We start from the raw sequence: 11,871 nt of genomic DNA on the forward strand, positions 1-11,871 counted from the left end.
GGAGATGACCAATTTTGTTAAAAGATCATGCGAAAATTATGAACGCGATTGCTGCTTCAGGTGAGATTATCGGAAGAAAAAAATTGCAGAAGATGATTTACATCGCAAAGAAGCTGGATTTCCCTTTCCATGAGAAATATCAATTTCATTTTTTTGGACCGTACTCAGAGGAGTTGACATTGAGGATAGAAGAGCTATGCAATATGGGCTTCCTCAATGAATTAAAGGAGAAAAAGGGCGGATACTACCAATATAGATACACACTGACAGAAAATGGTCAGGAATTTCTGGAACAGAATAAGGTGGAAATGCCGGCACTGCCAAGCTGTCTTGAAGAAATGAACAGTCAAAGCTCCCGATTCCTGGAACTTGTCTCTACAGTCCTCTTTTTTGACAGCTTGGAAAAAGAGGAAGTGCAAGAAAAGGTTTTTACGCTGAAAAGCAAGCAGAAGTATACTGTTGAAGAAGTAGAAACTGCTTATCAATATATTGATGCTTTAAAGGGTATGGCAAAACAATAAAAAGAGGCTGAGACATAGGTATGTGAACCAGCGTAAAGACCGAACTATTTAATCATTAATCATCTATTGATTAAATAGTTCGGTTTTTTGTTTTTAGTTTAAATACAAAAAATTAGAAATTTTAGTGGAATGGAGCGGAGGCCACTCGACTCCTTCGGAAAGCGAGTGGGTGCAGCGCAATGAAACGAACTAACTTTAACTCAAAATTCTATTTAGACACAACCTTCATTTTTCAAATTTAGTTGTAATTTTATGATTCGTGTTTAGAAAGGTTATCTTTTGTTTTGTCCCAGCCTCTTTTTCTATTCATCGCTTTTACGTACGCCTGCAACGCCATAATGGTTTGGGGACATTTCTTCAATGAAGATAACGACATTCTCTTTCGGAGCACCAGTTGTCTCAGCAACTGCTTCTGTCACCTTTTCTACGAGATTTTTCTTTTGTTCCTCCGTTCGGCCTTCCAGCATTTTAACAGTAATATATGGCATTATTACCCCTCCAGTCTAATTTGATATCAGTTTTTCATATTTTCAGAAAAATAGCAAGCTTGAGTAAACAATGCTCCCCTGTGCAGTATGAAAGATTTATTTTCTATTTTATATCATGTATAATTTTATGGTGTACGACTAACTAATAGAAAAAAGTTAAGCCTATATAGAAAATAATCTGTAATTTGAGGGGAGAATAGCATTTTGTTATTTACACAGACTTTGGCGGATTTGCCATACATTATCATCTCCATCATTATTGCTTTTACGGTCCATGAATTTGCCCATGCATATGTGGCCTATAAGTTTGGAGATCCGACCGCCCAAAAGCAAGGGAGACTCACCTTTAATCCGATTGCCCATATTGATCCAATCGGGGCCATTTTCATCTTGATTGCCGGTTTCGGTTGGGCGCGGCCAGTGCCAGTCAACCGCCACTATTTCAAACGGCCAAAATTGGCAGGTGTGTTAGTTTCGTTTGCAGGACCTTTCAGCAATCTTGTATTAGCCTTCTTAGGGTTTGGTGGACTTGTATTGTTGGAACGTTTAGGTATTCCGACAGGTACAGCTTTTGATTTATATCCGTTTCTGTCTATGTTTGTATCGATTAACCTTATGCTTTTTGCGTTTAACCTGTTGCCGCTTCCTCCATTGGACGGCTATCGAATCATTGAGGACTTAGTTACATCCAGAGTGCGGGCCATGATGTCTAAATACGAAGTGTACGGCTCGATTATCTTTATCGTTCTGCTCGTAACAGGATTGTCTAGCCAGACTATTTCCCCATGGATACGCAATATATCCGCATTTTTTTATAGAATCTTTATTTCCATATTTTATTAATCGTAATAAGGAGTGTATACGTTGGAAGAGAAAAAGAAAAAAACAATCGGCTTCAATATCATTAAAAATGCTCCGACAGATGGACATAAAGGCTTCGGTATCGGCGCTTTGAGCTTGGAGAATGTTTCTCCGGTTATTATTGATGTAGAAGCTGGCGAGACTGTTGTTGATGTCGGTGCGATGCACGCAAGAAGTGTTGTTGAAAAAGGAATTAAGTTTTTGAAAGAAAAGGAAGAGGTTCCAAATGGAAAGCTGTACTGGCTTGTGTGGGTGACAATTGACCGCAAGCTGGAGGGTGCTTATTACGCAGGGGTTACTGCTTGTGAAATGACTGTTGACCGTTCGATTCGCAGAGGCTATAAGTCACTGCCAGAGCATGTGAACAAAATGGATAAATCAATGAAACGACATATCATGGTAGATCATATGGATGACAAATCAAAAAAATTGCTTGCAGATTTTTTAATCAAACATGACGAGTCACTTTGGAACAATTCAACAGATCAGCTGAAAAACGATTTACTTGGATAAAATTCAAAAACCCCAGCCTTCAAACGTGAAGGCTGGGGTTTTTTTATTACCAATGGAAAATTCGTTTATACCATGGTAGCTTCTCGACTTGTTTTTGGCCGCTGTCATCGGTCGGCTTCGACGACTCATTTTTAGGAAGGTCGTCGCAATATTGGGTTGGAACCTTATCCTTAGTGAAATACATTAATCTTTTTGGTGAACAAGCCTCTGTCGCAAGCTTGCCGCTTTTCGGGTCAATATAAGCAGCGGCAGTTCCCTTCGTTGGTTTAAAGCCAACTATTGGTTGATTCTTGAGGCTGTTTTCCATAAATTTAACCCAAACCTTTTTGGCATAAGTTTTATCGGCCGAGATGGTAATAGGACTACCATCATCGTAGCCTGTCCATACAGCAGAAACGAGCTGAGGAGTATAGCCAATCATCCAGCTGTCAGATTCAGTTGTTCCCGATTTTCCAGCGTAAATTCTCGTAATATTATTTAAGATGGTACTGCCAGTCACGCTTGCATAGCCATTTAGATTTTTGTCAAACATGCCTGTCATCATAGAATTCATGATGAATGCTAAATCTTCATTCAAAACCTGTTCTTTTTCTTGTTTATTTCTATAAACCACTTGCCCGTCTGCTGTCTCAATTTTCGTAATGAACACTGGTGAAGTGTTCTGGCCACCATTTGCGAGCATGCTGTATGCGTTAGCCATTTCGACTACCTTCACATTGGAAGTTCCTAATGCCAAGGAAGGAACGACCTGCATCGGTGTTGACAGTCCAAACCTTTTAGCTGTGTCTGCCAACACATCCATTCCAAGAAATAAATGTGTCTTAACTGCGTATACATTATCTGATAAAGCGAGTGCTTGGGCCATCGTGATGTTTCCATCCGCATACTTATTGTTAAAATTATGAGGTATATATGGATCACGGCCATCATCAAACCGGAAGGTCGTTTTTTCACTGCTCATCAACGTCACAGGCGTAAATCCATGCTCTAAAGCTGCATAGTAAAGAAGCGGCTTAATGGTAGATCCAGGCTGACGCGCAGCCTGTGTCGCCCTGTTGAAGGAACTTTCGCTGTAATCCCGACCACCAACCAGCGCTTTAACATAACCGTTGCTTGGATCCATTGCAACAAAGCCAACTTGGATATTACTCGTGTCACTTATTTCACTTTTGACTGTATCTTCTGCAGTTTTTTGCTGCTTTGTATTTAAGGTTGTATATACACGCAACCCGCCAAGCTGAATGGCCCGATCGTCCATATTCAGCTCTGTTTTTAAGATGTTTTTCACGGCATCCTGAAAGTAAGGTGCTGTTTCTGCACTTGATATAGGGAATTCTCCTGTAAACTCAAGCTTTGCTGCTTCTGCTGCCTGCATATCCTTTTCACTGATATAGCCGTTTTCCATTAAGGAATGAAGAATAATACCTTGTCTCTTCTTGGCATTCTCAGGTGATACTAGTGGAGAGTAAACACTCGGCCCTTTCGGTATACCTGCGAGCATTGCTGCCTCACCTAACGTTAGATCTGCTGCAGGCTTACCAAAATAAAACTGGCTTGCGGCTTCAGCACCATAAGCGCCATGACCATAATAGATGGTATTAATATAACCCTCAAGGATTTCCTGCTTTGTGTAGAACATCTCGAGCCTGATTGTATAAAAGGCTTCAGAAAGCTTTCTTTTCCACGTCTTTTCATGCTCTAAAAAAAGATTTCTAGCATACTGCTGTGTGATAGTACTTGCACCCTGTACCTTTGCCATTGCCTTTATGTCAGCAAGCATCGCTGCTGCTATGCGTTTATAATCAAAGCCATGATGGTCATAGAAACCCTTGTCCTCTATGGATACAGTTGCATTGATTAAATCTGGACTTATTTCCTCAATCGGAACCCAGTATCTCTTTTGCCCACTGTTGCTCTCACCGATAATCGTTCCATCGTCAGAATAGTAAATGGTTGACTGGGAAACAGTTAAAGGCGGTGCACCCAAAACCTTCGCATAGATAAGGACCCCTGCAAAACCAATGCTGAAAATAAACGCGGCCAGTATTGCCAGAATGATAATCAGCCTGATATATTTGGCTGAATTCTTCAGGCGATCCTTTGCAATGACTTCCATTTACAATCCACCTCCAAGTGGTCCTGTCGTATTTATGATTGATGTCATATTTTTGAACTCCTATATTGAAGTATTTCGGAATAATAGATAGCACTAGTATGTGGATAAGATTGGAATTTTAAACCTTTTATAACGGAGCTAGTAAATTTTTCTTGCATTTTAGCGAATATACTCTATACTTTTTTTCGTGTTTGTTATTTATTTGTTTGGGAAGTATATAGGGTAAATGGGTAATGAAGCCTTGTAAATATATGCTTTTTGCGTATGTGCCTGTCCCAATTGATTAGGATTACTCTATCAATATGGTCGAAGCTATCAATAGTCAAAGCAGATTTCACACCCTTCTACATAAGGGCAATTAAGAATGGAGGAAGCAAAGATGGGATTATGGTTTACAGAAAAACAAACAGATAACTTCGGAATTACGATGAAAATTAAACAAACATTACATACAGAACAAACAGATTTTCAAAAGCTTGATATGGTCGAAACAGAGGAATGGGGCAATATGCTCCTGCTAGATGATATGGTCATGACCTCTGTCAAGGACGAATTCGTATATCATGAAATGGTCGCACATATACCTTTGTTCACACATCCGAATCCGGAGAATGTGTTAGTAGTGGGCGGCGGAGATGGCGGTGTCATTAGGGAAGTGTTAAAGCATCCTAGTGTGAAAAAGGCTACTTTAGTAGATATTGACGGAAAGGTCATTGAATATAGTAAAAAATTTCTGCCAGAAATAGCTGGGAAATTGGATGATCCTCGGGTTGAAGTGAAGGTCGGCGATGGTTTCATGCATATTGCAGAGAGCGAAAATGATTATGATGTCATTATGGTCGATTCTACAGAGCCTGTTGGACCTGCAGTCAATTTATTCACTAAGGGCTTCTACGATGGAATTGCAAAGGCATTAAAGGAGGATGGCTTATTTGTAGCCCAGTCCGATAATCCTTGGTTTAAAGCAGATCTTATCCGTGCGGTTCAGAAGGATGTTAAAGAGATATTCCCAATTACGAGATTGTACATCGCTAATATTCCAACATATCCAAGCGGCATGTGGGCATTCACAATCGGTTCGAAAAAGCATGATCCACTTGAAGTGAAGGATGACCGTTTTCATGAATTAGAGACAAAATATTATACGAAGGAATTACACAAGGCTGCTTTTGTGCTGCCGAAATTCGTAAAAGATTTAACAGAGTAGAAGGCGCTGCAAGAAGCTGTAATTCTAGCAGAGCTTAATATAAAAAAGAAGTAATAGGGAATATCCCTAAAAGGAGTGGACAGATTTTGCGTTTTGATGAAGCATATCAAGGTAATGTTTTTATAAAAAGTCACCAAAATTTTGAGGAAAGTAAGGCAGTTCTTTATGGAATGCCAATGGATTGGACAGTATCCTTCCGTCCAGGCTCACGCTTTGGCCCAACAAGAATTCGTGAGGTATCAGTTGGTCTTGAAGAGTACAGCCCGTACTTAGACCGTGACTTGGCAGATGTAAAATACTTTGACGCTGGAGATATTCCATTGCCATTCGGAAACCCACAAAAAAGCTTAGACATGATTGAAGAATTCGTGGATAAAGTATTGGCTGAAGATAAGTTTCCACTTGGAATGGGTGGCGAGCATTTAGTTTCTTGGGGTGTATTCCAAGCGATGTACAAAAAATATCCTGACTTGGCCATCATCCATATGGACGCACATACAGATTTACGGGACGAATATGAGGGAGAGCCCCTATCTCACTCTACACCGATTAAAAAGGTTGCAAACCTTATCGGTCCAAAAAACGTCTATTCCTTTGGAATCCGTTCAGGTATGAAGGAAGAATTCGAATGGGCAAAAGAAGCTGGCATGCATATCTCAAAATTTGAAGTGCTAGAGCCACTTAAAGAAATCCTGCCAACATTAGCAGGCAGACCAGTATACGTTACAATCGATATCGACGTATTAGACCCAGCACACGCACCAGGAACAGGAACAGTAGACGCAGGCGGAATCACATCAAAAGAACTGCTTGCATCCATACACGAAATAGCACGCTCAGAAGTAAACGTTGTAGGAGCAGACTTAGTAGAAGTAGCCCCAATTTACGACCCATCTGAACAAACAGCAAATACAGCAAGCAAACTAATCAGAGAAATGATTCTTGGTTGGGTGAAATAATCTAAGGCTAGAAGCTTTTGGTTATAGATTAAGTAAAGAGTTTTCTCTAATAAATTTGTATTTTTAAACTCAAAAACCCGTTATTTATACGGGTTTTTTCTTTTCAACAAAAATGAAAAGCAGATAACTTCATCTATATCCATACATCATCTTGCACTTCCCATTTAAAAAATTTATACTTATTAAGTTATAGTTTAGAGGAAAAGGAAGTGTTACCGTTGTCTAACGGGCAAGCACCTATAAAAATACATGTGACCACCAACATATACAACGGCAGCTCGAAAGATAGTATCGAGTGGGTTGGATTTGGACAATACTTAGAAAAAGACGGAAGCAGCTATATTAAATACGAAGAAGAAATAGAGGAAGGCACCATTAAGACAGTTGTTAAAGTATCTGGAAATGAAGGATTAATACTTCGCAGCGGAGCAGTGAAAATGCGACTAGCCTTTTTGTTGAACAAAAAGCGAAATGGCAGCTATGAAACTCCTTATGGTACTTTTCTTATGGTGACAGATACAAAGCGGTTAGGCATGGAAAAAGAAGCAAATAGTCCATCAGGGCTTATTGATATATTGTATGATTTAAATACGAATGGCAGTAAAAATGGAACCTATCATATGACAATCAATTTTAAGGAGGAGACAGTACAAGCATGAATATCGTAGATCAAATAAAAGAAAAACTGAAGGATGAAATTAAAGCAAGTGTTGTGAAGGCAGGTCTTGCTGAAGAGGCACAAATTCCAGAAGTGATCCTAGAATTACCTAAGGACAAGGCACACGGAGATTACTCGACAAATATGGCGATGCAGCTGGCAAGAATCGCAAAAAAAGCACCTCGAGCAATTGCGGAAGCAATTATTGCCAACTTTGACCAAACAAAAGCATCCATTGAGAAGGTTGAAATTGCTGGTCCTGGATTTATCAATTTCTATATGAATAACAGCTATCTTTCCGACTTAATTCCGACAATCCTTAAAGCAGGCGATGCTTACGGAGAAACTAGCTTCGGAAATAAGGAAAAGGTGCAAGTTGAGTTTGTATCAGCAAACCCTACTGGAGATCTTCATTTAGGGCATGCCAGAGGCGCGGCAGTTGGTGACTCTTTGTGCAATATTCTTGATAAAGCAGGTTATGATGTATCGAGAGAATATTATATCAATGATGCTGGAAACCAGATCAATAACTTGGCACTATCTGTAGAAGCTCGTTATTTCCAAGCTCTTGGTCAAGAAAAGGAAATGCCTGCAGACGGCTATCATGGTGAGGATATCATCGGAATCGGTAAGAAGCTTGCTGAAGAGTTTGGCGATAAATATGTGCATGTTGATGAAAAGGAACGTTTTGATTTCTTCCGCGCATACGGACTTAAATACGAAATGGGCAAGTTAAAGCAAGACCTTGAAGATTTCCGTGTTCCGTTTGATGTTTGGTATTCAGAAACGTCTCTTTATGAAAATGGAAAAATTGATGTGGCATTGAACTCTTTAAGAGAAAATGGCTATATTTATGAAGAGGATGGCGCAACATGGCTTCGTTCAATGGATTTCGGTGATGATAAAAACCGTGTTCTTATTAAAAATGACGGGTCTTACACATATTTGACTCCAGATATCGCCTATCATAAAGATAAATTAGAAAGAGGCTTTACAAAGCTTATCAACGTTTGGGGTGCTGACCACCACGGCTATATTCCACGTATGAGAGCAGCTATTCAAGCATTAGGCTATGATAAGGATGCTTTAGAAGTGGAAATCATCCAGCTTGTTCATCTATACAAAGATGGCGAAAAGATGAAAATGAGCAAACGTACAGGTAAAGCAGTTACAATGAGAGACTTAGTGGATGAAGTAGGATTGGACGCAACACGCTACTTCTTTGCGATGAGAAGTGCCGATACACATCTTGATTTTGACCTTGATTTGGCAGTATCTCAATCTAACGAAAACCCTGTTTACTATGCGCAATATGCACACGCACGTATTGCGAGCATTTTAAGACAAGGGAAAGAACAAGGGATTGAGCTTGATAATAATCTTGATGTTTCCCATATTACTGCAGAAAAAGAGTTCGACTTATTAAAGAAATTAGGGGAATTCCCACAAGCAGTAACAGAAGCAGCAGCAAAAAGAATGCCTCACCGCATCACAAATTATATCTATGATTTAGCATCAACATTCCATAGCTTCTATAATGCAGAAAAAGTATTGGACGCAGACAATTTAGAAAGAACAAAAGCAAGATTGGCACTAATCCAATCAGCAAAAATCACGCTGAAAAACGCAATGCACCTTATCGGTGTTTCTGCACCAGAGAAAATGTAATAAAAAAAGGATGGAAGCAATTCCATCCTTTTTTCTATTAATTCATCACCCATTTGTCCTTCAAAAACATGATTCTGCCGATAAAGAAAACAATTACTAATACAATAAGATTGCTGCCAATTGTGATAAAGAAATGTTCAAAGTTGGTTATGCCAAAGATCAATTCTTTAAGCAGGGAATAAATGTTCATAACAGGTATGGCGAAATGCTTGAACTCTAATTCGTTTATACCAACATTTGACATGAACATTAAAGGCAATATCGTAACCATCATAATAGGGGCACTATAGCTTTGTGATTCCTTAATTGTTTTACCGATGATACTAGTCAGCATAAGCAGGGAAGCGATAAACATGGAGTAAACAATTGTTAGCACAAGTGCCAAGATAACACTTAACCCAAAATTATCGCCAATCTCAATAGCATTTTTTAGATTTTCTGTTAAGAAGGCGATTTCCAAAACGACAACAAGCAATGTAATGATTCCTGTGACTGTGCCTATAGTTGAGATTGTCAGCCATTTTGCAAACACTAGAGTTGAGCGGTTGACTGGAGTCATCAGCAGTGCCTCCATTGTTTTCTTTTCTTTTTCCCCTGAAAAGAAATCAGCAGCAGAAGGTCCTGCTCCAACACTGATTGCGACAGCAAGAATAAGGGGAATAAGCATCGCTACAAGATTAATAGTCGGGTCCTCACTCAATTCTTCCTGTGTGATTGAAAATGGCTTAATTGTATCAGCTTCAACGCCAAGAGCTTCTAATCTTTCTGAAACTATAATGCTCTCATATTGGGACAGGGCAGCTTGTGTTAAGGACATGAGTGTTGAGGAGCTTTGACTGAATGAATCACCGATAATCGTTAATTCTGCATTCTGCTCATCAGCAACAAGGCTGGCAAAGTTATCATCTGTCATTAGGGCAGCCTGTGCTTCCCCATTTTGTAACGCTTCTTCTGGGTTCTTCGCTTCAACTAGCTCAATGCTGCTGTTGGCAAGCAAGGACGTTTTAATTTCTTCAGGAAGCGTGGCAGCTATAGCAAGCTGATAGGATTCACCTTCGCCTTCTGAAACCAACTTCTCATAAAATAAAGTAAGTAATGTCATGATGATAATAGGTAGAAACACTGTCAATAATAATGTCCGTTTATCTCGAAAGGAATCCTTTAATTCTTTTAAATATATATTAAGAAACATGGGCATTTCCTCCTCTAACAAGTCTGCTCATAAAGATATAGTTCAAATCATTGCTTCCTTCTGCTTTATATAAGCTCTCAAGGCTGCCATGGTGAACAAGCTCTCCTTTGTGCATCATAGCAACACTGTCACACAAAAGGGACACCTCCTCCATAATATGGCTCGAGAAAATAATCGTTTTGCCATCCTGCTTTAGCTGATGGACAAGCTGACGAAACACATTGGAAGAAGTAATATCAAGACCTGTCGTTGGTTCATCAAAAAGTATAATTTCTGGATTGTGAATAAGCGTTCTAGCTATAGCTACTTTTTGGCGCATGCCTTTCGAGAAGTTGCCGACTTTTCGGTCAAGATAATCTCTCATTCCAAACATCCTTGCTAATTCATCAATTCGTACTCTTGTTTCATGCTTGCTGAGTCCGTAAAGGCGGGCAAAGTATTCTAGATTTTCCCTTGCTGTTAAGCGATCGTACAAGCCTGTTTCTCCACCGAATAATACTCCAATCTTTTGCTTTATTTCATTTGGATTTGTCTTTGTATCGAAACCAGAGACAGTAATAGAGCCTTCTGTTGGCTGCAGCAAAGTAGCAATTGACCGGAGTAATGTTGTTTTTCCGGCTCCATTTTCTCCTAATAAGCCGACTGTTTCTCCTTTTTCTATATGGAAAGACACATGTTTTAATGCTGCTATATAAGTCTTTTTATCTTTAAATGTTTTCGATACCTTTTGTACTGTTATCATGGTTACCACTTCCTTCTTGTTATCTTTGTTTTTATCATACAGACAAAGGAAATGAGCGTCTGTACATATGTCGCGAAAAGTCCATTTCCTGTCGCGAAAATGCTGTACAAGGGTGGGAAAGTCTAGTTTGTTTTAAGGAACACCTTATATTTCCAATTTATAAACAATAAGAGGTGAAACCATGATAAAATAAGGAAGTAAAGAAAATATCTGACAAAGGAAATGGGCAGATGAGATGAAAATCGGGTTAGTTGATGATAGGGCAATTGATTTAGATAAACTAGAAGGTATCGTTTCTGCCATCCCAGAGGTAGAAATTGTGTTTGCGACTGCATCAGCAGAAGAGGCATATGAACAAATAAAAAAGGAAGCTATCTCTCTTCTTATCGCAGATATAGAGATGCCGAATCTGTCAGGGTATGAGCTAGCTGACATTATTCACTCACATGCATTGAATATAAACGTTATTTTTGTAACGGGGAATAGTGGCTATGCCGTTCATGCTTTTGAATTGAATGTTCATGACTATATTATGAAGCCTTATTCAAAAGACCGGCTTGTTCAGTCTGTTAAGAGACTGATTGAAAAATCTCAGTCTGCAGAAATAGCCGGAAGAATTTATATAAAACAAAAGAATGATATACATATTATTTTAAAGAAGGACATTATTTTCATTGAGAGATCTGGAAGGTCCACAACAATCCATACGAAAACGGAAGCGATTAAAACATATCAGACACTTAATGAACTAGAAGGTGAATTAAGAGAGAGAGACTTCGTCAGATCCCACCGCTCCTTTATTATTAATATCCACTGCATTAAAAGCTTTTCCTTGTATGCCAAAAATTCCTATACGGTGACATTTGAAGGGACAGAAGCAAAAGCAATGATAACAAAGGAAAAGGTCGAATTCATTCAAAATAATTATTTCTAAGGAGCAAAGAAT

12 protein-coding genes are annotated in these 11,871 nt (G+C 39.2%); 8 read left to right on the forward strand and 4 right to left on the reverse strand.

All coding sequences use genetic code 11. The annotated features are described in order from the left end of the window. Positions 1 to 14 precede the first annotated feature (14 nt). Positions 15 to 521 carry a YwgA family protein gene (locus tag CEQ21_RS14135; protein WP_185765070.1) on the forward strand — a complete coding sequence of 169 codons (507 nt, stop codon included), beginning with the start codon at positions 15 to 17 and terminating at the stop codon, positions 519 to 521. Between the two features lie 302 nt (positions 522 to 823). On the opposite strand, the gene CEQ21_RS14140 is transcribed toward CEQ21_RS14135, so the two are convergent. After that, the gene (locus tag CEQ21_RS14140; RefSeq protein WP_185765071.1) at positions 824 to 1,009 is read right to left on the reverse strand and encodes a 2-hydroxymuconate tautomerase; all 186 of its coding nucleotides are present in this window, start codon (positions 1,007 to 1,009) and stop codon (positions 824 to 826) included. Positions 1,010 to 1,213: 204 nt separating this feature from the next. On the opposite strand from CEQ21_RS14140, the gene CEQ21_RS14145 reads away from it, so the two are divergent. Both CEQ21_RS14145 and CEQ21_RS14150 read left to right on the forward strand, forming a co-directional pair. Further along, a complete protein-coding gene (locus CEQ21_RS14145) occupies positions 1,214 to 1,852 on the forward strand; it encodes a site-2 protease family protein (RefSeq protein ID WP_185765072.1) in 639 nt (212 codons plus the stop codon). Between the two features lie 21 nt (positions 1,853 to 1,873). Continuing rightward, on the forward strand, positions 1,874 to 2,383 hold the full coding sequence (locus tag CEQ21_RS14150) for a YwhD family protein (RefSeq protein ID WP_185765073.1): 510 nt from the start codon (positions 1,874 to 1,876) through the stop codon (positions 2,381 to 2,383). Between the two features lie 46 nt (positions 2,384 to 2,429). Here CEQ21_RS14150 and CEQ21_RS14155 read toward each other — a convergent pair whose 3' ends face one another. Next, a complete protein-coding gene (locus CEQ21_RS14155; protein ID WP_185765074.1) occupies positions 2,430 to 4,499 on the reverse strand; it encodes a transglycosylase domain-containing protein in 2,070 nt (689 codons plus the stop codon). Between the two features lie 379 nt (positions 4,500 to 4,878). On the opposite strand from CEQ21_RS14155, the gene speE reads away from it, so the two are divergent. The 4 genes from speE to argS all read left to right on the forward strand — a co-directional run bounded on the left by speE (position 4,879) and on the right by argS (position 8,991). Beyond that, positions 4,879 to 5,706, forward strand: coding sequence for a spermidine synthase (gene speE / locus CEQ21_RS14160; RefSeq protein ID WP_185765075.1), 828 nt, complete (start codon positions 4,879 to 4,881; stop codon positions 5,704 to 5,706). Between the two features lie 86 nt (positions 5,707 to 5,792). Beyond that, positions 5,793 to 6,665 (forward strand): agmatinase, encoded by an 873-nt coding sequence (speB, locus tag CEQ21_RS14165; protein ID WP_185765076.1) that lies wholly within the window; start codon positions 5,793 to 5,795, stop codon positions 6,663 to 6,665. A 218-nt stretch (positions 6,666 to 6,883) separates the two neighbouring features. Then, complete coding sequence (locus CEQ21_RS14170; protein WP_235907256.1) at positions 6,884 to 7,324, forward strand: YwiB family protein; 441 nt, start codon at positions 6,884 to 6,886, stop codon at positions 7,322 to 7,324. Continuing rightward, a complete protein-coding gene (argS, locus tag CEQ21_RS14175; RefSeq protein WP_185765078.1) occupies positions 7,321 to 8,991 on the forward strand; it encodes an arginine--tRNA ligase in 1,671 nt (556 codons plus the stop codon). Before CEQ21_RS14170 ends, argS begins: the two co-directional genes overlap by 4 nt. 37 nt (positions 8,992 to 9,028) lie before the next feature. Here the strand turns inward: argS and CEQ21_RS14180 are convergent, their stop codons facing one another. Both CEQ21_RS14180 and CEQ21_RS14185 read right to left on the reverse strand, forming a co-directional pair. Next, the gene (locus CEQ21_RS14180) at positions 9,029 to 10,183 is read right to left on the reverse strand and encodes an ABC transporter permease (protein WP_185765079.1); all 1,155 of its coding nucleotides are present in this window, start codon (positions 10,181 to 10,183) and stop codon (positions 9,029 to 9,031) included. After that, positions 10,173 to 10,925 (reverse strand): ABC transporter ATP-binding protein, encoded by a 753-nt coding sequence (locus CEQ21_RS14185; protein WP_185765080.1) that lies wholly within the window; start codon positions 10,923 to 10,925, stop codon positions 10,173 to 10,175. The genes CEQ21_RS14180 and CEQ21_RS14185 overlap by 11 nt, the downstream gene beginning before the upstream one ends. A gap of 235 nt (positions 10,926 to 11,160) precedes the next feature. On the opposite strand from CEQ21_RS14185, the gene CEQ21_RS14190 reads away from it, so the two are divergent. Continuing rightward, positions 11,161 to 11,859, forward strand: coding sequence for a LytR/AlgR family response regulator transcription factor (locus CEQ21_RS14190; RefSeq protein WP_185765081.1), 699 nt, complete (start codon positions 11,161 to 11,163; stop codon positions 11,857 to 11,859). Positions 11,860 to 11,871 lie beyond the last annotated feature (12 nt).

The sequence above is a fragment of the Niallia circulans genome (assembly GCF_007273535.1).
Classification (GTDB): domain Bacteria; phylum Bacillota; class Bacilli; order Bacillales; family Cytobacillaceae; genus Niallia; species Niallia circulans_B.

Bases quoted from the DNA above. Each gene is read 5' to 3' on its own strand.
- CEQ21_RS14185 (WP_185765080.1), bottom strand. From the start codon at position 10,925: ATGATAACAGTACAAAAGGTATCGAAAACATTTAAAGATAAAAAGACT.
- CEQ21_RS14180 (WP_185765079.1), bottom strand. From the start codon at position 10,183: ATGTTTCTTAATATATATTTAAAAGAATTAAAGGATTCCTTTCGAGAT.
- CEQ21_RS14155 (WP_185765074.1), bottom strand. From the start codon at position 4,499: ATGGAAGTCATTGCAAAGGATCGCCTGAAGAATTCAGCCAAATATATC.
- CEQ21_RS14190 (WP_185765081.1), top strand. From the start codon at position 11,161: ATGAAAATCGGGTTAGTTGATGATAGGGCAATTGATTTAGATAAACTA.
- argS (WP_185765078.1), top strand. From the start codon at position 7,321: ATGAATATCGTAGATCAAATAAAAGAAAAACTGAAGGATGAAATTAAA.
- speE (WP_185765075.1), top strand. From the start codon at position 4,879: ATGGGATTATGGTTTACAGAAAAACAAACAGATAACTTCGGAATTACG.
- CEQ21_RS14140 (WP_185765071.1), bottom strand. From the start codon at position 1,009: ATGCCATATATTACTGTTAAAATGCTGGAAGGCCGAACGGAGGAACAA.